Source organism: Synechococcus sp. R65.1 (assembly GCF_047461755.1).
GTDB lineage: Bacteria > Cyanobacteriota > Cyanobacteriia > Thermostichales > Thermostichaceae > Thermostichus.
In genome coordinates, this window is record NZ_JANSHU010000003.1 from 20,458 (window position 1) to 42,289 (window position 21,832).

Consider the following 21,832-nt stretch of genomic DNA (forward strand, 5'->3'; position numbering starts at 1 on the left):
TCTGCCTCAAGTAGCTAGCCGAGGCCCCGAGCAAGGGACGGATCTAGGTAGCCTGCTGCAGGAGCAGATCTAGCTTGCCCTGGGCCTCAAGGGCGTAGAGGTCGTCGCAGCCGCCGATGTGCTGGTTGTTGATAAAAATCTGGGGTACCGAACGGCGCCCGTTGGCCCGCTTGGCCATCTCCGCTCGCGCTGCCTCGTCCCCATCGATGGCGTATTCGATGTACTTGACTCCCTTACGGTCTAGCAGCTGCTTGGCGCGAATGCAGAAGGGACAAAAACGCCATGTGTAGATCTCAACAGCCATAGGGAGAGAACGAACGCTTTCACATAGCTTAACATTTCAGTTGGCCTTCTTCCAGTTGTGGCCGATTTGAATATCCACCACCAGCGGTATGGAGAGGGGCACTGCCCCTTCCATTTCTCTTTGAATGAGTGGCTGTAAGTCCTGCCATTCTGAGGGCTCTACTTCAAACACCAGCTCGTCGTGAACCTGCAAAAGCAAACGCGAGCGAAAGTTCTGCAGCTTTTCCTGCAGGCGAACCATGGCCACTTTGATGATGTCTGAAGCGGATCCCTGAATGGGGGCGTTCACGGCAGCCCGCAGCTCAGCTTGCTTGCGATGGCCCGACAGCTGAGACAAATTGGGGAAATAGCGACGGCGGCCCAAGATGGTTTCCACATAGCCATGTTCTTCCACAAAGGCTTGGGTGGCGCGGAGATAGGCAAAAACGCCGGCATAGCGCTCGTTAAATCGCCGCAAAAATTCCTTGGCTTCTGCCAGAGATACGCCAGCAGTGCGGGCAAAACGCTGCGCCCCCATGCCGTAAATAACTCCATAATTGATTGTCTTGGCAAGGCGACGTTCTTCGCTAGTTACCTCTTGTTTTTCAAAGAGCAAGCGAGCAGTAAGGGTGTGCACATCTTCCCCTGAGCGAAAGCCCTCGATGAGCGTTGGCTCTTGGCTGAGGTGGGCCAAGATGCGCAGCTCAATTTGCGAGTAGTCAGCCGAGGCCAATAGCCACCCCTCCTGGGGAATGAAGGCCTGGCGAATGCGGCGGCTGAACTCGCTGCGGATGGGGATGTTTTGTAGGTTGGGGTTAGAGGAGCTGAGTCGGCCAGTAGCGGTAACAGTCTGGTTGAAGTTGGTGTGCACCCTGCCTGTGTCGCGTCTTACCAGAGCTGGCAGCGCGTCCACATAGGTGGATTTGAGCTTGGCCAGAGTGCGGTACTGGAGAATCGTTTCAACAACTGGGTGATCTCCTTCCAGCTTCTCCAAAACCGAAGCATCGGTGGAGTAGCCGGTGGCTGTCTTGCGAGTTTTTCGGATATCTAGCTTTAGCTTTTCAAAAAGCAGGGATCCCAGTTGCTTGGGAGAGTTGAGGTTAAAAACCTCGCCTGCTTGGGCGTAGGCTTTCTGCTCCAGCGTTTGCAGCTCTTTTTCCAGTTCCTGAGAAAACTGCTTGAGAAACTCAGTGTCGATGCGGATGCCGACCCACTCCATTTCTTCCAAAACGTGAGCCAAGGGCAGCTCCACCTGGATAAAAAGATTCCAGAGGCGTGGGTCAGTTTGCTGTAGCTTTTCGGTGAGGATGGGCACCAAACGATAGGCGCAGTAGGCGTCGGTTCCGCAATATTCTGCCACTTTGGCAATGGGCAGATCGGCAATGGAGTCTGCTTTGCCCAGCAGCTTTTCATAGCTGGTGGTGGGTAAATTTAGATAGGTAGCTGCCAAATCAGCCAAGTTGTGGCTAGCTTCTGGATTGAGCACATAGCTAGCCAACATGGGATCAAATTGGATCCCTTGTAGGCGAATGCCATGAGCGCGAAAAATGCTGAGATCATACTTGCAGTTTTGCAGGCTTTTGGGGCGACTGGGATCCTCCCAAATGGGCTGTAGGCTCTGTTTGACTAGGTTCCAGTCCAAGTTGGATCCCTGGCGGTGGCCAATGGGCAAATAGGCAACATCCCGCTCCGACCAACAGCAGCCAATCCCCACCAGTTGGGCGTCGCGGGGATCTAGACTCGTGGTTTCCGTGTCCCAGGCTACGATCCCGGAGCAGGCCAACAGCTCCTGCCGCAACCGCTCCAACTGCTCAGGGGTATCCACAATGCGTACCGGCGGCAGAGAAGGGGGGGGATGTGCAGCAAAATCAAACCAAAGGGCCTCGTCGTCGGCAGAGCCATTCTTTGAACCTGTCCTGGCTTCAGGGACTTGGGCTGGGATCCCGCCCAAAGTGGCTTGCAGCTTGCGCACTTGAGCAATGAAACTGCGAAACTCTAGTTTCTCCAAAAGCGGCAGCACTTCCGCCGGGTCAAACCCGGTCAGCCTCATGCTCTCCCAGTCGGGCAAAAGGGGGACATCACAGCGAATCCGAGCCAGAAATTGGGAGTGCTGGGCTGCGGTGATCCCTTCCTTGAGGTACTGCTGGACTTTGCCAGGGATCTCCTCCAGATGGTTGAAAATCTCCTCCAAGCTGCCGTAGCGCTGCAAGAGCTCTGCCGCTCGCTTGGGGCCGATCCCCTTGACGCCGGGAATGTTGTCGGAGGGGTCACCACAGAGGGCTTTGTAGTCGACCACCTGCCAAGGCCAGATGCCCAATTTCTCTTTGACCTCTTGGGGGCCAAATTCGCTGACGCGATCTTTGCTGTTGAGGTGCAGAACCCGAATTCTTCCCTCGCGGTCAATCAATTGAAACAGATCCTGGTCGCCGCTTAAGATCTGCACCCGATACTCTTGGGGGGCAAGCCTACAGAGTGTACCCAGAATATCGTCGGCCTCAAAGCCGGGCACTGCCAAAATCGGAATGCGCAGCGCCGCCAACACCTGCCTGAGGTTTTCCACATCCTCAATAAACTCCGGCGGCGTTTCCGGACGGCCTGCTTTGTAGGTTTCATCGGCCTCGTGGCGAAAGGTGGGCTGCCGGGTATCAAAGGCAACAGCTATGTGGGTGGGGGGGTATTTCTCCAAGACCTCCAGCAGCGATTTCAAAAAGCCAAAGCTGACACTGGTCGGGATCCCAGTGGAGGTGCGCAAGCCCCCCTCGCGGCTATGGGCAAAGGCGTAAAAAGAGCGGTAGGCCAGGGAGTGGCCATCGACCAAAAGGAGCGTCTGAGGGTGGGAAGCCATCGGCCAAGACCAAGAACTGAGTCCAGCCTATCGTTTGCTGCCCCCTAGGGCCGCCAGGGAAACTGGCGAAAGTTGGGAGGACGCTTCTCCAAAAAAGCGCGTCTGCCCTCGGCAGCTTCCTCGGTCATGTAATACAGGAGCGTCGCGTCTCCCGCCAGCTCCTGCAGTCCCATCTGGCCGTCGCAATCGGCGTTGAAAGCAGCCTTGAGGCAGCGGATGGCCAGAGGACTGTGTTGGAGGATCTCCCGCGCCCAGCGGATCCCTTCGGCTTCCAGTTCCTCCACCGGCACCACCGCATTGACCAGGCCCATCTCCAGGGCTTGCGCTGCGGTGTACTGGCGGCAAAGAAACCAGATTTCGCGCGCTTTTTTTTGTCCCACCACCCGCGCTAGGTAGCTGGCCCCAAAGCCGCCGTCAAAGCTGCCCACCCGTGGCCCGGCCTGGCCAAAGATGGCGTTGTCGGCAGCGATGGTCAGGTCGCAGATGAGATGCAAAACATTGCCCCCACCAATGGCGTAGCCGGCCACTAGGGCAATCACCACCTTGGGCAGGGAGCGGATGATGCGCTGCAGGTCCAAGACGTTAAGACGGGGAACCCCAGCCTCATCCAGGTAGCCGGCCTCTCCCCGCACGCTCTGATCCCCGCCGGCGCAGAAAGCATACTTTCCATCCGTGTGGGGCCCGGCGCCCGTCAAGAGCACGACTCCAATACTGGGATCCTCCCGCGCATCCAGAAAGGCATCAATCATTTCGACGATGGTCTTGGGGCGGAAGGCATTGCGCTTGTGGGGCCGGTTGATGGTGATCTTGGCAATGCCATCCGTCTTCTCGTAGAGGATGTCTTCGTAGAGCTTGGCCGTCTGCCACATGGTGTCCAGAGTCCCGACTGCCCTCCCATTATCCCGCTAGGGGGTGGCCCGGAGGAGGGATCCCAACAGCCCTTCCAGGGTGTACTCCTGAGCCACCACATCTACCCGCCCTAAGACCTTCTTGCAGGTTTCCGCCGTTTTGGGGCCGATGGCAGCAATCTGGACCGGTGGATCCCAGACTTCAGGGCCTAGCCCTGCCTGGCGCAGGAGGTGGGCAAAATGCTGCACCGTTTTGGAGCTGGCAAAGGTGAGAATATCCACCTGGCGATCTTTGAGAGCCTCCACCACCTGGGGATCCGCCGCTGCCGGACAGGTCGATTGATAAGCGGCCACCTCCACCACCTCGGCTCCGCGTTGCCGCAGCCCTTGCACCAGCTCCTCCCGTCCTCCGGATTCGACGCGGGGAAAGAGGATGCGCTGCCCCTGCACCGGCTCCGGCCAAATGGGCAGCAAGGCTTCGGCCACAAACGCGGAGGGCATCAAATCTGGGCGGATGCCGTACTGCGCTAGCGCCGCCGCCGTTTTGGATCCCACCACCGCCACTTGCAGGGAGTGGAGCGCCCGGCTATCTCGCCCCTGCTGCTGCAGCCGCTCGAAAAAAGCCTGCACCCCATTGGCCGAAGTCAGCAGCAGCCAGTTGAACTGTTGCAAGTTGGCAATGGCGGTGTCCAGGGGATCCCAACTGCTAGGAGGCTGGATCACCAGGGCAGGCATCTCCACCACCCGCGCCCCCTGAGCCCGCAGCAGCTCGCGAAAAGCCGGCGACTGCCCCTCAGCACGGGTGACCAGCACCGTCTTGCCTGCCAAAGGAGCCGGTGGCGGCAACGGTGGGATCCCCAGCAAAAATTCCTGCCGCAGCCGCACCACCTCGCCCACTACCAAGAGCGCCGGCAGCTTCTCCCCAGCTTCTAGCTCTCCTCCTTCCCCTTGCTGCAGCTCCGCCAAGGTGCCCACCCAAACCCGCTGCTCCGCCTGCCCCGCCCCCCAGATCAGGGCCACTGGGCGGTCTGCCGGGATCCCAGACTCCAGCAACCGGGTGCCAATGGATTGCCGCTGCCGGGATCCCATCAAAATCACCAGCGTATCCAACTGGGCCAGAGCGCCCCAGGGCAGAGCTTCCAGCTCATGGGCAGTCAGCACGGCAAAGGCGCGGCTCAGGTGTTTATCGGTCAACGGGATCCCAGCCCACAAAGGGCCGGCTAGGGCCGACGACAAGCCTGGCCAGATCTCAAACGGACAGCCTGCCTCCCGCAGGGCCTGCACTTCCTCACGGGCGCGGCCAAAGATCAAGGGATCCCCCGACTTGAGGTGGACCACCTGCTTGCCTTCTCGGCAGCGCTGGATGAGCCAGCGAATGCCCTCCTGCAAACCCGCTTCTCCGGAACGTCGCCACACCTGGGCCTGCGGGGACAACTCCGCCAACAAGCGCTCGTCCACCAGCTCATCCACCCAAACCGCCTCGGCCTGCCGCAGGATCTCCAGCGCCCCTTGCGTCAGACCCGCCCGCCCGCCCAGCCCCGCTCCCACCAGATACACCTTGCCCATGGGGATGTGTTGCTGTCTCTGGTCTCAACTATCCCATCCTGCCGCAAAAGCAGGATCTTAGCCCCCTCTCTCCAATCTTCCAGCTAGGCTAAGAAGAGCCCTGCCCCTTGACGGAAAAGCGTGGAAGCCCATGGCGAACGCCGTTGCAAAGCCTTGGCCGCGCCGGCAGTTTCTGGCTGCTGGAGCTGCTCTACTGGCGGTGGGAGCGGGATCCCGCCAATCCCGGCCTCTGCGGCTAGTAACCAACTGGTATGCCCAAGCCGAACACGGCGGCTTCTACCAAGCCCTGGCCCTGGGCATCTACGCCGACTACGGCCTGCAGGTAGAAATCCGCATGGGGGGAGCAGCGGTCAACGTGCTGCAACTCCTGGCGGGGGGGGCAGCAGACTTCGTCCTCGGCGGCAGCCCTGACGCCCTGGCTGCCCTGCAATCCGGGATCCCCGTGCTCACCGTGGCCGCCTTTTTCCAGAAGGATCCCCAGTGTCTTTTGGCCCATCCGGGGGTGGGCATCGAGCGCCTAGAAGACCTGCGGGGCAAGCCCATCTGGGTCTCTCCAGGGGCCAACCTCACCTACTGGCCTTTCTTGCGGGCCAAGTTTGGCTTTACCGACGAGCAAAAGCGCCCCTACAACTTCAGCCTCACCCCCTTCCTGCTGGACAAATCCTCTGCCCAGCAGGGCTATGTCACCTCCGAGCCCTTCCGCGTGCGCCAGGAGGGCGGCTTTGATCCGGTCGTCTTCCTGCTGGCCGACTACGGCTATTCCCCTTATGCTACCACCCTGGAGACCACCCGCCCCTTTGCCGAACGACACCCTGAGGAGGTGCGAAAATTTGTGGCCGCCTCCATCCAGGGCTGGCAGAGCTACCTGGAGGATCCCCGCCCCGGCAACCGCCTCATCCGCCAGGACAACCCCAACATGAGCGAGGCCCTTCTGGCCTATGCCCACCAAGCCCTGCAAGACTACAACCTCCTCACCGGCGGCGACGCCGCCACCCTGGGGATCGGCGCCATGACCCACCAGCGCTGGCAGACCTATTTTCAGGAAATGGTTGCCCTGGGAATTGTCGAAGCTGGCCTGAATGTCCGCCAGGCCTACAGCCTCGACTTTCTCCCCGGCCCCACCGCCTGAGGGATCCCACCTCCCTCCATCACCGCCAAGCTCTGCAGCCGCGGCGATCCCTGCATCGCCAGCTCATGGCGCCGGTGCATCTGCTCTGTCAGCAGGTAGGCCAGAGGCGGGTAGCCGCTCAGCCGCTGCCGCGGGTGGGGCAGACGGTCGTTGCCAAACGTGCGGCGGTATTCCTCCGAGTCGATAAAGGCATTGACCATGGCTTGAAAGCCCTGGCGCACCAGAATGTTGTGATAGGCCGCCACCTCCTCCCTGCTGGCCGGCGCCCGTCCCAAAAAGTGCTTAAAAGCCTGCTCCACACAGCGGGTGTTGCAGCCGGCACTGAAAAAGAGCTGCCGGTAGAGCCGGGATCCCCCAATTTGGCGAACCAAGCGCTTGATCCCAATTCGGCCCCGCAAGAAGTCCTGCTCGATCTTCTCCAGCTCTCCCGCCTTCTCGTGCTGGTAGGGCTGGCGTTCCAAAAGCTGTTGGTAGGCGGCCCGCAACAGGTTTTGCAACAGTTGCGGATCCCGCTGGCGTAGTTCCATAGCGATAGCTCCCAAGCAACGCGACCGACAAAAAGCGATTAGCCAAAAGATCGACTTAAAGAAACGATGAAGATAGAGTTGCTCGATAACTTTTACAGTCGGCAGTAGCCCGATCCAAAAATTGTCAATGCCAACCTGGAACCCAATCGAGCAAAAGCCCTACTCAAGATTTATCTTGTCGATAAGATGAACTGGGGAAGCTTGCGATAAATATTTACGAGAAGGCCACAGTTTTCTCGGGTTTACGTGATTCTACTTTCCAGCTTTCTGGATGGATAACTTTTCCGTATCTACTCGTAGTTAAAGATTATGACATTTTGATTCTTCCAGCCTGGTCAAAATCCAGAATACGAGTAGAAACTGATTTTCCGCTTGCATTGCTTTTGCGGCAGGGCGTGCCTGTCGGCAGAGGTTTTGTTTGCTTTGAACTTGGGGATCCCGCCTATGGTGAAACAAATCCGGCTAGAGCCCCTATCCCGCGTCTCGGAGGTGGATACCTACAGCAATTTGCTGTCGGCCATTTTGTCGGAGGAGCTGCAGGTTTCGCGGGAATGCAACGGTCGCGGCCTCTGCGCCACCTGTCATGTTTACGTCAAAGAGGGAATGGAAAGCCTCACTCCCATCACCCCCCGCGAGGCCAAGACTCTGGAGACCATTACCAGCGCCCGCAGCAATTCCCGGCTGGCCTGTCAGGCGCGGGTGGTTTCCGATGGCGTGGTGGTGGAGCTGCCGCCGGGGATGTACGTGAACTCGCTGAGGGATATCGAAGTGCTCATCGGTCGGCGGGCCGAACAAGACCTGCTGCACCCACGGACGGGGAAGGTTTTGGTGGAGCAGGGCAAGATCATCACTCGCTCTACTGTTAAGCAGCTAGAAAATGAGGACTTCCGCATCATTGGCAATACGCTGGCCCAAACTCGGGAAGTTTGATGGATTGTCGATATTCAGGGATCCCTTGAGCTCGGCAGGTGTTGTTTTATAAACAATCAAACAAGAGTTGAACAATGTTGGATTCCTCAGATAGCTGACCAAGTTTATCGAATGCTTAGCCATTCATTTTGTTGACTCATTGGCATTGTCTGGCCCAGTTGATCCCTACAAATCCCACCAAATCCTGTTGCTTTGCAATCTAGAATTATCCATTTTTTATCAGGAGAGCGCCATGGCCACCACATCTCGACCGGATCCCCGTCCCGCAGTCACCATGCCGGTGGGCCGCGACAAGCACGCTCACTACAGCTACCGCGATTTCTTCCGCTTTAACCGAGAGCAAGGCACGATTATCGACTGGAATAACACCCAAAACCTGCTGCTTAGCGAAGACTTCATTGTCGGCCTGCAGGCCGGCCTAGAGCGGGAAGTGGGCGATGCCTCTGCGGCGGTGATGTACACCATCGGCAAGGAGTGGGGCGTCCGCGATGCCCAGCACTTTTCCCAGTGGTACGAGCGGGAGTACGGGGTTGGGGTCAAGCAGTCCAACCTTTTGTTTTTGCTGGAGACCTGGTGGTGGCCCTTTACGGCGCAAGGGTGGGGCAAGTGGGAGGTGGAAACCGAATCCAAACAAAAAGGGTTCTTGTTCATCAACCTGTTTGACTCGATGGTGGCCCGCACCCTGGGCGACGTGGGCAAACCGGTTTGTCACCTCTATGCCGGGCTGTTTGCCGGATTTTTCTCTGCCATGACCTCCCGTGAGCTGGCCTGCATCGAGATCCAGTGCTACGCAATGGGCGAAACCTACTGCAAGTTTTTGCTGGGCAGCCAAGAGCGCATCGATGCCGCCAATTTCTGGATGAGCGAAGGGGCCAGCGCCCGCGAGATCGAGCAGCGTTTGCACCAGTTGTGAGGCTTGCTTGTGGCTTTTGAAGGCTCTCTGGGATCCCTCGACACTTTGGAGAAACGCCCATGGTCACCTTCAACTTAGACACCGATCTGGACTTAACCCAGCCGCTGGCGGTCTTTTTGCAGGGGTTGAACTGGGATAACCGACCCCCGGCCAAGGCTCCCTTTGCTCAAGAGCCGCCGCCGCAGTCCCCCATGCTCTTTGCCCAATCGGTGGGACAGTTTTTTGCCGGCTGCAATTGGTCGGGCATCTGCCTGCGCCCAGAGCTGCCGCCAGAGGATCCCTTTACCCTTGAGGATTTTGCCGCTTTGTTTGGCGGAGCTTTGCTTTAGCCCTGCTTGGCCCCAACTTAGGCCTTGCTTCCTCGAGCCGCTCGATCTTTTGACTCGTATCGCGTTTTTTAAGGAGACCTCACCCATGAACGACCTTCGCCCTTGGCCGGAGCGCATTGCCGATCGAGAAGGGGATTACCTGACACCCGACGATCTGCAAGATCTCATCCGCTACGCCCTCTCGTTTCCAGAGCGGCTGGATCTCTACCAAGTCTTGCAACAACAAGAGCGGGCGTGGATCGAGCAGGTTCTGCAACAGCACGGGTACACCGGCGGGGCAGAATCCTCTCTTACCCCCGCTCAGCGCCTCTTGGCCCGGCAACTGGCCTTCTGCCTGCGCTCCCTGGGCTTGAGCCTGTTGCTGGGGGATCCCACCCCTCTGCAGCAGGGGACCCTTGGCGCGATGGAACAGTATTTGGGGCTGCCGCAGGCGCTGGATCAACTAGGTGCAGTGGTGCAGGGATCCCTGTCAGCAGAGCAATGGGAACTGCTTGCCCCCTACTGGCAACTCCTGCGGGCTACTGGGGATCCCTCTTCTGCCCCTTTGCCTAAAGCCAAGGCAGAAGGGGCCTCGGAACCGGCACCTACCCTGATGGAAATGTTCGCGTAAGACCAGCCAACGGAGGCTCCCGATGATGCTGATGAATTCAAGCGTGGCCGAGCTGATGCAGCAAAGCGAGGGTCGCTATCTGCGCCCAGATGAGTTGAAAACCCTACACGCCTACGTGGAAGGGATCCCCAAACGAGTCCGCCTGTATCAAGTCCTGCAGGCCAAGGAGCAGGAGCTGGTGGATTGGGTGATGGAAAAGTTCCAACAGATGATGCCGAATTTGCCCCGCCAACATGGGCACCTGGCCTGGGAGCGCTGCCGCCGCGACCTGATCATGGTGTGGCGCTACTGCTGCCTGGCTATGCTGCTCAATGACGAGGATTACCTGCGGGATAAGTTGCTCTACTGGCTGGAGACGATCCTGAAATCTTTCAAGATGCGCGACCAGTGCCAGCCCGCCTACAAGTTGATGCTCGACTCCCTCAGCGCTGTTTTCGGCCCCGAAGAGAGCGAGTCCATCCGCCCCTACGTGCTCTTGGCCAAGTCGATGCTGGTCAACTAGAGTCCAGAGGACAGCCATGACCACCCTGCAAGAGCTCCTGCAAGACCAGATCCTGCCCGGCCACTGCTTCAGCCCTGCCTACTACATCCGCCCCGACATCCACAGCGGCCTGCTCTACAGCCGGGGAGGATACCGCCTGGCGGCCTTTCCCATGCCCCTCTTGGAAGCCATCTACGCCGGCTTGCGCTACGAAACCGGCCAAGCCACCCGCGTCATCCTCTACAACTGTGGTCGCGAGTGGGGAGAGGCGTTTTTCCGCCGCATTGAAGACGAACTCTCCCGCTACTACCAACAGCCGTTGCAGGAATTGCCGATGGGGATCTTCCTCGATGCCCTCAGCGATCTCTGGGCCACCCACGGCTGGGGCCGCCTGGAGCTGGATTTTTCCGCCGCCGACCGCGGCCTGGTTCAAGCCAAGATCCGCAACTCCGGCTTTGCCCTGGCTGCTCGTGCCAGCCTTAGGCCGGAGGAACTGTCTGCGCGGCGGGAGCCGGCTGGCCATCTGGAGGCGGGCATGCTGGCCGGCCTCTTCTCCTTGCTCTCGGAACGGGATCTAGTCTGTGTGCAGACCACCTGCGAGTCCCTGGGGGCCGACCTCAACCGCTTCCTCATCGGCACCGCCCAGCGCCTGCACAATTGTGAAGAATGGGTGCGCAAAGGCCTCTCCCACGAGGAGATTTGGGATCGGCTGGCCGCCGGTTCCTAGGGAGGGATCCCTGCTGAAGACCCATGTTTCCAGGCTGGCAGAGAAGGAGAGAATTGAATTTTTCTGGGTCTTAAGACTTGTAAAGACAAAGACAAATCTCCCTGCTCAATCTTTCATCTTTTGCAAAGTTTTTTGGGCTCCTCGGCCAGTAGGTCCTCAACTGAGCAGCCGTCGAGATCCCAATTGCTAAGAAAGTTAGCTGTCCTTAGGGATCCCTGCGTAATATATTTTTTCACACGCTCCCCTACAAATTCGCCATCCTAAATATTAGCTATTCCAAGTCTTGAGCAGTTGCGAAGGGGGAGAGGCAATGAATGCTCAGCAACGGAGCCAAATCATCGCTTCGGAGTGGATGATCGACAGCCAAAATCCGGTTCATTCCATTTCCCGGCTGAAGCGGCGGGCAACTTACTCCGACGTTACCCTTTGGTGGCTGGTGGTGCAGCTCAATCTGAGCGAGCACAACTCCATTCATTCTGATCCTCGCTAGGATTGACAGCCCAAGGAGAGTCGGTTAGAAGGGAATTCCAGCCCAAAACATCCTCACTCACGAGTCCAACTCGAAAGTTAAAGCAAGCTAAAAAAACAAAAGAAGAGCTGAAACTTGAGGTAAGCAACTTCTCAAGCAACAGCTCTTCCGTTCAAGGCGAGACCAATAGAGAGAAGCGGGGATCCCGATGCTCCCTAATCTGTCGGGGGCAAAGCCGCCACCTGAGCCGGTTGCACCGGCAGGAGGGGCCGTTGCACAATTTCCGTCGGCAGGGCACTGCGCAACTGAGCAGCTACCGCCACCGTTGTAACGTCGTAGGTTTGGGTAGCCAGCCGCGGGTAGAGGCCAATGCCGAGAATCGGCAACAGCAGACAGAGAGCCACCGCCATTTCTCGCGGGCGCAGATCCCCCAGGTAGTCTTCCAACACCAAGCCGGGATCCTGAGCCCCATAGAACACCTGCCGCAGCATAGAGAGCAAGTAAATGGGCGTCAGAATAATGCCCACTGCCGCCAGCAGAGCAATTCCTGCCTTGAAGGTCGGCGCATAGGCATCGCTGGTGATCAAGCCCAAGAACACCGTCAGCTCGCCCACAAATCCGCTCATTCCGGGTAGCGCCAACGAGGCCAGGGATCCTGCTGTAAACAGGGCAAAGGCCTTCGGCATTTGCTTAGCCAACCCGCCCAACTTGTCGAGGGCAAGGGTGTGGGTGCGCTCGTAGGTGATCCCCGTCAGGAAGAACAAAACCGCAGCGATCAGACCGTGGGAGATCATCTGCAAGAGGGCGCCGTTGAGACCTAGCTCCGTAAAAGCGGCAATGCCGATCAAGACAAAGCCCATATGGGCAATGGAGGAATAGGCCAAGCGCCGCTTGAGGTAGTTTTGCCCCAGGGCGGCCAGGGCTCCGTAGACGATGTTCACTGCCCCCAGCACCGCCAGCACTGGCGCGAAGTACACATGCGCCTCCGACAAGATGCCCACGTTTAGGCGGATCAGGCCGTAGCCCCCCATCTTGAGCAGCACCCCGGCCAGGATCATAGAAATGGGCGCCGAGGCTTCGCTGTGGGCATCGGGCAGCCAAGTGTGGAGGGGAAAAATCGGGAGCTTGACCCCGAAGGCAATGAGGAAAGCCGTATACGCCAAGATCTGCAGGGCCAGCGGGTAGGACTTAGCACCTAGCTCTGCCATCTCCAGGCTAAAGCCCTCGCCAGCAAAGGCCATTGTCAGGGATCCCACCAAGATAAAGATCGAAGCAGCGGCGGTGTAGAGGATGAACTTAGTGGCAGCATACTGGCGCTGCGGCCCGCCCCAGATGGCGATGAGGAGATAAACAGGCACTAGCTCAATCTCCCACATCAAGAAAAAGAGGAGCAGATCCTGCGCCAAGAACACACCCACCTGGGCGCCGTACAGGAGCAGCAGCAAAAAGAAAAATAGACGCGGCTTGTAGGCCACCTCCCAAGCTGCCACAATCGCCAAAGTCGTAATCAAGCCCGACAGCAGCACCAGCGGGAAGGAGAGGCCATCCACCGCCAGCGACCAGTGGAACCCAATCTGGGGAAGCCAGGCGTAGCGCTCCGCCAGTTGCAGCGAAAAATCCCGCAGGTCGTAGCGCTGCCCGAAGACATAGACCATCAGGCCCAAATCCAAAGCCCCCACAGCGAGGGCATACCAACGCGCCCAGCGGCTCTGGGGGAGCAGGGGGATCCCAAAGGCTGCCAGCAGCGGCAAGAGCACCAGGGCCGACAGCCAGGGAAACTCAAGAGAATTGCTCATGACCGGGAATAAATACTCATGCTCGATACCCCAATGATATGAAGCTATGTAAACAAATGGAAAGCGATTTTTACAGATCTGCGCTCTTGCGCAGATCTGGAGAAGGTTTCTCTGAGGCTAAGCCGGGAGGATTGCCAAGGGAGCGGCGATGGCAGCCCGGGTGGAAAGTTGCGCGGAGTTGGGCCCCCGCACTCCCTCGACACTGGGAACCAAGCAGGATCTACTCGTCTTCAGCGAAAACGAAGCGGTGCAACTCGTCCAGGGTAGGCTCAGGGCTTTCCAGCGCGAAAAGGACGGCATCCTCAATCACGGCGCTCACCTTTTCCTGAATGGCCTGGAAGTCCGCTTCAGTCATCAAGTTGTGTTCCAAGGCGTAGCGCTCCAGTCGTTTGATGGGATCCCGCTGCCGCCAAAATTCCTTTTCTTCGGGGCTGCGCAGCTCGTCGGGGTCAGCCAAAGAATGGCCGCGGAAGCGGTAAGTGAGGCACTCCAGGAGAGTGGGGCCTTCTCCGGCACGGGCGCGGGCGATGGCCTGTTGAGCTGCTTCCCGCACTGCCAGCACGTCCATGCCGTCTACTTGGTAGCCAGGCATGCCAAAGGCTGGGCCCTTGAGGTAGATGTCGGTTACCGAAGTGGCACGCCTGTGGGCCATGCCAATAGCCCAAAAGTTGTTCTCCACCACGTAGACGATAGGCAACTTCCAGAGGGCGGCCATGTTGAGACATTCGTAAAATTGGCCGTTGTTGCAGGCCCCATCCCCAAAAAAGCAGACGGTTACCTGGTCAGTGCCGCGGTACTTGGCCGAAAACGCTGCCCCTGTAGCCACAGGGATCCCTTCGGCCACAAAGGCATAGCCCCCCAAAAAGTTGTGCTCTGCCGAAAACAGATGCATGGAGCCGCCCCGACCCTTGCTGCAGCCAGTGGCCTTGCCGAAGAGCTCCGCCATCACCGCTCGCGGCGGGATCCCAGCGCTGAGGGCATGCACGTGATCTCGGTAGGTGCTGCAGATGTAGTCGGTGGGCTTGAGCGCCTTGATCACCCCCGTGGACACAGCCTCCTGCCCGTTGTACAGGTGCACAAAGCCGAACATCTTGCCCTTGTAGTACATTTCGGCGCACTTGTCCTCAAACAGGCGGCCCAGCACCATGTCTTCGTAGAGCATGCGGGCTTCTTCGGCAGAGATGCGAGCGCTAGCCACGGGGGACGTCAGTTCCTGAACCATGCTGGAATCGGGTCGAGGGTAACCAATTTTTGCAGCTTTTCAATTATCCCATGCTCCGCGACATCTGAAGCCCCCAACCCAGGGATAGGTAGGGATCCCAGTTCCAGAGAGGGGTTCCTCTGGGATCAAGAAGAGTAAACTGGAAGGCTAGGGCAAGAGGCATTTTCGTTGCAGCAGCCGCAGCAGGACTTCATCGCGCAGACGCAAATCCTAAACACCAAGAGCGCAAGGCTGAGGGCTGCTTCTGCCTTCGGCGTGGACTTTGACCTGGAGCCGCGGGCAGGAGGTCTTTGGCCAACCAACGTGACGGGGTGCGCCTATGGGAGCCCGTTGGGTTAGCGGTTTCGTGGCGGTGCTGTTTGCCCTGACGGTTACCCTGCTAGGGGGCTGGTACTTCACGGCAGCCCTTGGGCTGATTATTTTTCTGGCCCAACTGGAGTTCTTTCGGCTGGTACGGGCTAAGGGCAATGCGCCGGCCATGCGCACCACCATGTTTTCCAGTCAGGTGCTGGTGATTTTGCAGCAAGTCAAGCCCGAGTGGACCAGCCCTGCTTTTATCGTGGCGGGATCGATCATCTGTTTTTATTTGCTCTTTAAGCCCAAGGTGGCCACCATTGCCGATATTGCCACCTCGATTTTGGGGTTGTTCTACTGTGCGTTGCTGCCCAGCTTCTGGATTCGGGTCAGGGCTTTGTCTTTATCCAAGGGCATTGGCGAAGGGCTATGGATTACGCTGTTGGCCATTGGCTGTGTCATTGCTGCCGATGTAGCGGCCTACCTGTGTGGTCGGGCCTTTGGGCGCACCAAGCTCTCCACCCTCAGCCCTAAGAAGACGGTGGAAGGGGCAGTGGCCGGGATCGCAGCCAGCATGGCCCTGGCTATGCTGGGAGCCCACTACCTAAACTGGCCCTGGAGCTGGCTGAGCGGCAGCGTGCTGGGGTTTTTGATTGGGTTAACCAGCCTGCTGGGGGATCTCACCGAGTCCCTCATGAAACGGGATGCGGGAGTAAAAGACTCCGGGGATCTCATTCCCGGCCACGGCGGCATTTTGGATCGGGGCGATAGCTACGTCTTTACCGGGCCGCTGGTGTTTTACTTTATGGAATGTCTGGAATGGCTCAACGCCTATTTCAGTCAATAATCGGGTTTTGTTCCTCAGCCTTCCTTTGCTGCATCTCCAAGATGACTTGTCTGACGTTTTCCAGGCAGCAAAATCCCTGCGGGTTGTTCACCTGACAGCCACAGCCCCTGGCTTTGATGTGGTCGGCAATCTCCTCGAGAATAGCCTGGGGCGTTTTGGATCCCCGGAGCTCTTGCCAAATGCGCCGGCGCGTCCATCCAAAACAGTAGCAGACAGGCACGTCCTCGCCACTTTCTTTTTGAAAGACGGGAACCTTGAGGTCGTCAACCCCAAAGCTCTGACCTTCCTCAGAAAAATAGACGACGGGGCAAAGGGGATCCCGACAAAACGCATAGCTGCCGTTAGCGTTAAGCTGTTCCAAAGCTGTAGGAGACAGAAGGCTCTTCAGCGTAGTCAGCTGAATCGGGATCCCTTGCTCCCCGCTCTTTGGACACAAGGGCTGCCAAGCATTAGCAGAAAATGGGACAAGGGGTTCTTTTGTCATGGGTTATCGAGCCGTTGTTGAAAGATAGCGCAAGAGGAACTTTTCTCCTGCTCAGAAAATTTTTGTTGACACTTTTCAATGAGTGTCGATAACTCCCCTCTAAGTTCCTGGAGATGGGCAATTGACTTGTCGATTTGTCTTAGTTTTTCGGTTAGCTTTACGTACACCTGCCAACAGGGCAGGGCTTGCCCGTTCTCCTGAAGCAGGAGCAATTCTTTGATCTCGGCCAGGGTAAGTCCCAAAGCCTTAGCGCGGGCAATGAAAGCTAGCCGCTCCAGCTCAGCTTCTCCGTCGAGGCGGTAGCCCCCCTCTGTCCTACGGGGCTTGGGGATGAGCCCCAGGCGCTCGTAGAAGTAGAGGGTTTGGGGGCTGATGCCCAACTTCTCGGCTACCTGACCCACCCGCAGCAGCTCAGACATGCCGGGTTCTCTACCCTCTCTCCAGAAGCTCTCTTAGCCTAAACCCTGTAGCTAACTACAGGGTCAAGAGGGATCCCCAGAAAGCCCACCTCCCCAAAAGAGCCCGACGGCTGGGAGTAAGCTTGCTAACCTAGTTAGGGTAGTCCCTTGAGCAACCCAGCCTCCGCATGACTGCTGCACCTTCCCTCGCCAACCTGCCCAGCCAGTACAACCCCTTTGAGACCGAGCCCAAGTGGCAGCGCTTTTGGGAGGAAAAGGGGTTTTACGTGGCGGATCCCAAGGCGCCGGGGGAAGCCTTCAGCATGGTGCTGCCCCCGCCCAATGTCACGGGCAGCCTGCACATGGGCCATGCCTTTGCCTTTACCCTGCCAGATGTGGTGGTGCGCTACAAGCGCATGCGCGGCTACAACGTCCTCTGGCTGCCGGGCACGGATCATGCCAGCATTGCCGTGCACACCATTCTGGAAAACCAACTGCGCCAGGAGGGCAAGAGCCGCTTTGACCTGGGCCGCGAGGCTTTTCTAGAGCGGGCCTGGGCTTGGAAGGAGGAGTCGCAGGGCACCATCAAAAGCCAACTGCGGCGGCTGGGCTTGTCGCTGGACTGGACACGGGATCGCTTTACCCTCGATGAGGGGCTGAGCCGGGCCGTTACGGAAGCCTTTGTCCGCCTCTACGAAGCAGGGCTCATCTATCGGGGCGAGTATCTGGTCAACTGGTGTCCGGCCACCCAGTCGGCGGTCTCCGACATCGAGGTGGACAACAAAGAGGTCAAGGGCCACCTCTGGCATTTCCGCTACCCCTTGGCCGCCGACCCCAGCCAGTACCTGGTGGTGGCCACCACCCGCCCTGAGACAATGCTGGGGGATACAGCCGTGGCGGTTAACCCCCAAGACGAGCGCTACCGCCATCTCATCGGCCAGTTTGTCCGGCTGCCCATCAAGGATCGCCTTATCCCCATCATTGCCGACGAGTATGTGGATCCCACCTTTGGGTCTGGATGCGTCAAGGTTACCCCAGCCCACGACCCCAACGACTTTGAGATGGGCCGGCGCCACCAGTTGCCCTTGATCAACATCCTCAACAAGGACGGCACCCTCAACGAGAACGGGGATCCCTTCACCGGCCTGGATCGCTTTGTGGCCCGCGAGAAGGTGGTGCAGTGGTTTGCCGAGCACGGCCTGCTGGAGAAGGTGGAAGAGTACACCCACACCGTGCCCTATAGCGACCGGGGGGGTGTGCCCATTGAGCCTTTGCTCTCCATCCAGTGGTTTTGCGATGTCTCGGGGATGGCAGCTCGTTGCTTGCAGGAGGAGCGGGAACACCACAACCCCCGCTTTATTCCGGAGCGCTGGACCAAGGTTTACACGGGCTGGCTGGAGAAGCTGCGCCCCTGGTGCATCTCGCGACAACTGTGGTGGGGGCACCAGATCCCAGCCTGGTATCCGGTCATCAACGGCCAGATCCCTGAGGATCCCCAGGCTTTTGTGGTGGCCCGCAATGCCGAAGAAGCCTGGATCAAGGCGCGGGAGAAGTTTGGTCCAGAAGTTGAGCGGCTGGAGCGGGATCCCGATGTTTTGGACACCTGGTTTAGCTCGGCTCTGTGGCCCTTTTCCACGCTGGGCTGGCCAGAGGAGACGGAGGACTTCAAGCGCTACTACCCCACCTCCCTGATGTCGACGGGCTTCGACATCATCTTTTTCTGGGTGGCCCGCATGGCCATGATGGGGGTGCAGTTTACCGGCCAGATCCCCTTCAAAGATGTCTACATCAACGGCCTGGTGCGGGACGAGCACGGGGCGAAGATGTCCAAGTCCAAGGGCAACGGCATCGATCCCATCGAGCTCTTGGACAAGTACGGCACCGATGCCCTGCGCTACGCTCTGGTCAGGGAAGTGGTGGGGGCCGGGCAGGATATCCGCTTAGCTTACGACCGCAAGACCGGCGAGAGTGCCAGCGTGGAGGCAGCCCGCAACTTTGCCAACAAGATCTGGAACGCCTCCCGCTTTGTGTTGATGAACTTGGAGGGACAGACCCCCGCCCAACTGGGATCCCCTGCCCCGGAAGCGCTGGAGCTGGCCGATCGCTGGATCCTCTCCCGGCTGCACTCCACAGCCACCCAAGTGATCGAGGAGCTGGAAGCCTACGGCCTGGGCGAGGGGGCGCGGCTTCTGTACTCCCTAATTTGGGACGACTTTTGTGACTGGTACATCGAGCTGGCTAAACCTCGGCTGCGAGGAGAAGACCTGGCCTCCAAGCGCACGGCGCAGCAGGTGTTGGCCAAGGTGCTAGAGACCATCCTCCGGCTGCTGCACCCCTGGATGCCCCACGTCACCGAAGAAGTCTGGCAACTGCTTACCCAGGCTAACCAGACTACTTCCATCTCGGTGCAGCCCTATCCCACCCCTGACCCCAGCTGGGTTAACCCCCAACTGGAGCGGGAGTTTGGCTTGGTCACCCAAGTCATCACCAGCCTGCGCAACCTGCGAGCGGAAGCTGGCCTCAAGCCCCATCAAACCATCGCCGCGCTGCTGGTTACCGAGGATCCTGAAGAGCAGCGGATTCTCACCGCCGCCCAGGCCTACATCCGCGAGCTGGCCAAGGTTGAGTCGCTGGAGATTGCAGGATCCCTGGCCACGGAGCCCAGGCAGGTGGCGGCGGCCGTGGTGGGCACGGTGCAGGTGCTGGTGCCCCTGGCAGGGCTGGTGGACGTGGAGGCGCTGCGGGCCAAGCTGCAGAAAGACCTAGCCAAACTGGAAAAAGAGGCCCAAGGGATTCGCACTCGCCTGGAAAACCCCAACTTCTTGAGCCGCGCCAACTCTGACGTGGTGCAGGCTAGCCGCGAGCAACTGGCGGAGCTGGAGGCCCAGAGGCAGCTCTTGCAGGCCCGCTTGGAGAAGCTGGGCTAGGGGTAGGGCTTGTCCGGCCAGGGATCCGTCAGGTCGGCGGTCAAGGGATCCCAGTCCCATCCCCAGTCGCGGGCAATGGCTTGGGTAAGGCCCAGCTGTCCATGGCCGGGGTAGCGGGCTAGGGACACCAGAAGATCTACCAGTTGCTCGCCGCTGGGCATGCGGCCAAAGATGTGCAGCCCGTCCCGGATTTGGGATTCTTTGAGCTCGCAGAGATAGCCATCCAGGCGGCTCCAATCTTCCTCTTTTTCCAGGTTGAACAGAGGATCCAGGTGCTCTGAGCGGACCAGCTCCTCAATCTGGGCGCGAATGAGGGGGCAGCGGCTGGGATCCAACTGTTGGGCCTGCACGTACTCATCCATCAGCCGCTCCAACTCTGCCAAGGGGCCGTACAGCTCGGCGCGGGTGAGGGGCGGGGTGAGGTGGTCGATAATCACGGCTTGGGCTCGCCGCTTGGCCTGGGACCCTTCCCCCGGATCGTTGACGATAAAAGGGTAAAAGTGGGGCAGGGGCCCCAGGGCAATCTCGGGGTAGCAGGTAGAGGAAAGGGCGGATCCCTTGCCGGGCAGCCATTCTAAGTTGCCGTGCTTGCCCACATGCACCACCGCCTGCACGCCAAAGACCTGCCGCAGCCACAGGTAAAAGGCCAAGTACTCGTGGGGGGGCACCAGATCTGGGGCGTGGTAGTTCAAAGAAGGATCCCGGTCGTAGCCCCGCGGCGGCTGGATGCCGACAAAAACGTGCCCTAGCTGCAGTCCCACCACGGGAATATCCTGAGAGGGCGGATCCCCCCATTGCCGGACGAGGTCGGTTTGGATGGGCTCCGGCAAGCGGGCAAACCACTCGCGGTAAAGGTCAGCGGAAAGGCATTGCCGAGCCGGCCGCAGGGATCCCAGCGGGTCATAGGTTTGGCTTTGGGTTAGCCAGCCAATCAACTCATCGCCGCTCTGGGGGATGGGGCCCACTTGGTAGCCGTTGTCTTTCAGGGCCTTGAGGATCTCGACACAGCTAGCTGGCGTATCCAACCCAACTCCATTGGCCAGGCGTCCATCCCGGCTAGGGTAGTTGGCCAAAATCAAAGCCAGTCGCCGCTGGGGAGGGGGAGTGCGCCGCAGTTTTACCCAGTTGGCTGCTAGATCGGCTACAAACTCCACCCGATCCGGCACCGCCTCATAGGCCACGACTTCCGTTTGCAAGCGGGGATCCCGCTGTTGAACGGCTTTAAAGGAAATGGCGCGGCTAATAATGCGCCCATCCACCTCGGGCAAAGCCACATTCATGGCCAGATCCCGCGCCCCCAAACCCCGCGTCGAGTCCTCCCAGCTCTGCCGGGATCCGCTGCTGAGGATGACCTGCAAAACGGGGACATCCAACTCCTGCCATAGTTTCACATCGGGCTGCTGGCTGTCCAAGCGCGCTAGCGAAAAACTGGTGGTATTGAGCAACACCTCAATCTGGCCGCCAAAGTGATCCCGAAGGGCTTGAGGCAAGTCCGGGTCTTGAAGGCTATAGGTGTAAAGGCAAAAGGGCTGCAACCCTCGCTCCAGCAGGGCTCTGGCCAAAGCATCGATGGGCTGGGTGTTTCCCGCCAGCACATGGGCCCGGTAGAGCAAAATCCCCACCTTGGGAGCTGGGGAAGGGGCCGGCAGAGCGACAGGAGGGTGGTAGACCCCCAGGCGAGGCAACACTTGAGGATCCGGCACGGGATATTGGCGCCCCAAAAATTCCCTGGCTAGAAACAGCAGACAGGCCGCCACATTCTCCGCTCCCCCCTCCAGCCAGTACCGCCACACCCGATCCGCCACGCCCAGGGGCACAGTGGAATGGCTCACCAGATCCCAGTCAGGGCGATCATCGCCGGGAATGACGATTAGGGTGGATCCCGCCTCGGCTGCCACCTGTTTGGCCACCTCTAGGCCGTAGCTCCAGTAGGCCCTTCCCCCCAGCAGGCGAATGAGGATAACTTGAGCTTGCTGCAATACCTTCTCGGCGTAGTCGTCGATGCTCAGGGGCTGCTGCAAGTGCAAGAGATTGGCAGCCCGCACCTCCGGGAAGTCTTGGGGCAAGAGCGAAAGAGCTGCGCTCAAAGCGGTGAGATCCGTATCGGCTGCCGAAAGAACCACAAGGGGAGCCGGATCCTGCTCCAGAAAAATAACCCCGGACTGGGTGGGATCCCATCCTCCGGGCAAAGCTGCTATTCGGTGCATG

General features: G+C 59.1%; 20 protein-coding genes. 10 read left to right on the forward strand and 10 right to left on the reverse strand.

Features of this window, described 5'->3' with window-relative positions:
- Positions 1 to 43: 43 nt before the first annotated feature.
- The 4 genes from grxC to cobA are packed head-to-tail and all read right to left on the reverse strand — an operon-like array spanning position 44 to position 5,541.
- Positions 44 to 304 (reverse strand): glutaredoxin 3, encoded by a 261-nt coding sequence (gene grxC, locus NW814_RS02430; RefSeq protein WP_099884243.1) that lies wholly within the window; start codon positions 302 to 304, stop codon positions 44 to 46.
- Positions 305 to 340: 36 nt separating this feature from the next.
- A complete protein-coding gene (gene polA, locus NW814_RS02435; RefSeq protein WP_414405080.1) occupies positions 341 to 3,127 on the reverse strand; it encodes a DNA polymerase I in 2,787 nt (928 codons plus the stop codon).
- Positions 3,128 to 3,171: 44 nt separating this feature from the next.
- The gene (gene menB / locus NW814_RS02440; protein WP_414395320.1) at positions 3,172 to 3,996 is read right to left on the reverse strand and encodes a 1,4-dihydroxy-2-naphthoyl-CoA synthase; all 825 of its coding nucleotides are present in this window, start codon (positions 3,994 to 3,996) and stop codon (positions 3,172 to 3,174) included.
- Between the two features lie 36 nt (positions 3,997 to 4,032).
- Positions 4,033 to 5,541, reverse strand: a complete 1,509-nt coding sequence (gene cobA, locus NW814_RS02445; RefSeq protein WP_414405081.1) for a uroporphyrinogen-III C-methyltransferase — start codon at positions 5,539 to 5,541, stop codon at positions 4,033 to 4,035.
- Positions 5,542 to 5,671: 130 nt separating this feature from the next.
- Between cobA and NW814_RS02450 the strand changes: the two genes are divergently transcribed.
- Entirely contained in the window at positions 5,672 to 6,670 is a 999-nt protein-coding gene (locus NW814_RS02450) for an ABC transporter substrate-binding protein (protein WP_414405082.1), read from the forward strand.
- Here NW814_RS02450 and NW814_RS02455 read toward each other — a convergent pair.
- Positions 6,634 to 7,197: a phycobilisome rod-core linker polypeptide gene (locus NW814_RS02455; protein WP_414402679.1), complete on the reverse strand. Its 564-nt coding sequence runs from the start codon at positions 7,195 to 7,197 to the stop codon at positions 6,634 to 6,636. The genes NW814_RS02450 and NW814_RS02455 overlap by 37 nt on opposite strands.
- A gap of 444 nt (positions 7,198 to 7,641) precedes the next feature.
- Here NW814_RS02455 and NW814_RS02460 point away from each other — a divergent pair, with 444 nt between their 5' ends.
- The 7 genes from NW814_RS02460 to NW814_RS02490 all read left to right on the forward strand — a co-directional run bounded on the left by NW814_RS02460 (position 7,642) and on the right by NW814_RS02490 (position 11,677).
- Entirely contained in the window at positions 7,642 to 8,127 is a 486-nt protein-coding gene (locus tag NW814_RS02460) for a 2Fe-2S iron-sulfur cluster-binding protein (RefSeq protein ID WP_414331883.1), read from the forward strand.
- A 232-nt stretch (positions 8,128 to 8,359) separates the two neighbouring features.
- Positions 8,360 to 9,040, forward strand: coding sequence for a V4R domain-containing protein (locus NW814_RS02465; protein ID WP_414403055.1), 681 nt, complete (start codon positions 8,360 to 8,362; stop codon positions 9,038 to 9,040).
- A 59-nt stretch (positions 9,041 to 9,099) separates the two neighbouring features.
- Positions 9,100 to 9,369: a hypothetical protein gene (locus NW814_RS02470; RefSeq protein ID WP_414405083.1), complete on the forward strand. Its 270-nt coding sequence runs from the start codon at positions 9,100 to 9,102 to the stop codon at positions 9,367 to 9,369.
- An 85-nt stretch (positions 9,370 to 9,454) separates the two neighbouring features.
- The gene (locus NW814_RS02475) at positions 9,455 to 9,979 is read left to right on the forward strand and encodes a hypothetical protein (RefSeq protein ID WP_168173316.1); all 525 of its coding nucleotides are present in this window, start codon (positions 9,455 to 9,457) and stop codon (positions 9,977 to 9,979) included.
- Between the two features lie 25 nt (positions 9,980 to 10,004).
- Complete coding sequence (locus NW814_RS02480) at positions 10,005 to 10,481, forward strand: phycobilisome protein (protein ID WP_414405084.1); 477 nt, start codon at positions 10,005 to 10,007, stop codon at positions 10,479 to 10,481.
- Positions 10,482 to 10,497: 16 nt separating this feature from the next.
- Positions 10,498 to 11,187 (forward strand): V4R domain-containing protein, encoded by a 690-nt coding sequence (locus NW814_RS02485; protein ID WP_011429426.1) that lies wholly within the window; start codon positions 10,498 to 10,500, stop codon positions 11,185 to 11,187.
- A gap of 310 nt (positions 11,188 to 11,497) precedes the next feature.
- A complete protein-coding gene (locus NW814_RS02490; protein WP_011429425.1) occupies positions 11,498 to 11,677 on the forward strand; it encodes a hypothetical protein in 180 nt (59 codons plus the stop codon).
- A 194-nt stretch (positions 11,678 to 11,871) separates the two neighbouring features.
- Here the strand turns inward: NW814_RS02490 and NW814_RS02495 are convergent, their stop codons facing one another.
- Complete coding sequence (locus tag NW814_RS02495) at positions 11,872 to 13,452, reverse strand: NAD(P)H-quinone oxidoreductase subunit 4 (RefSeq protein WP_414405085.1); 1,581 nt, start codon at positions 13,450 to 13,452, stop codon at positions 11,872 to 11,874.
- Between the two features lie 220 nt (positions 13,453 to 13,672).
- Positions 13,673 to 14,674 carry a pyruvate dehydrogenase (acetyl-transferring) E1 component subunit alpha gene (gene pdhA / locus NW814_RS02500; protein ID WP_414405086.1) on the reverse strand — a complete coding sequence of 334 codons (1,002 nt, stop codon included), beginning with the start codon at positions 14,672 to 14,674 and terminating at the stop codon, positions 13,673 to 13,675.
- 319 nt (positions 14,675 to 14,993) lie between these two features.
- On the opposite strand from pdhA, the gene NW814_RS02505 reads away from it, so the two are divergent.
- Positions 14,994 to 15,815 (forward strand): phosphatidate cytidylyltransferase, encoded by an 822-nt coding sequence (locus tag NW814_RS02505; protein ID WP_414405087.1) that lies wholly within the window; start codon positions 14,994 to 14,996, stop codon positions 15,813 to 15,815.
- Here the strand turns inward: NW814_RS02505 and NW814_RS02510 are convergent.
- Positions 15,805 to 16,251 (reverse strand): putative iron-sulfur cluster-binding metallochaperone, encoded by a 447-nt coding sequence (locus NW814_RS02510; RefSeq protein WP_414405088.1) that lies wholly within the window; start codon positions 16,249 to 16,251, stop codon positions 15,805 to 15,807. The genes NW814_RS02505 and NW814_RS02510 overlap by 11 nt on opposite strands.
- Positions 16,252 to 16,295: 44 nt before the next feature.
- The gene (locus NW814_RS02515) at positions 16,296 to 16,718 is read right to left on the reverse strand and encodes a heavy metal-responsive transcriptional regulator (RefSeq protein WP_414405089.1); all 423 of its coding nucleotides are present in this window, start codon (positions 16,716 to 16,718) and stop codon (positions 16,296 to 16,298) included.
- Positions 16,719 to 16,885: 167 nt separating this feature from the next.
- Here NW814_RS02515 and NW814_RS02520 point away from each other — a divergent pair, with 167 nt between their 5' ends.
- Positions 16,886 to 19,624: a valine--tRNA ligase gene (locus NW814_RS02520; RefSeq protein WP_414405090.1), complete on the forward strand. Its 2,739-nt coding sequence runs from the start codon at positions 16,886 to 16,888 to the stop codon at positions 19,622 to 19,624.
- Here the strand turns inward: NW814_RS02520 and cobN are convergent.
- Complete coding sequence (gene cobN / locus NW814_RS02525) at positions 19,621 to 21,831, reverse strand: cobaltochelatase subunit CobN (RefSeq protein WP_414405091.1); 2,211 nt, start codon at positions 21,829 to 21,831, stop codon at positions 19,621 to 19,623. The genes NW814_RS02520 and cobN overlap by 4 nt on opposite strands.
- Position 21,832: the final 1 nt, after the last annotated feature.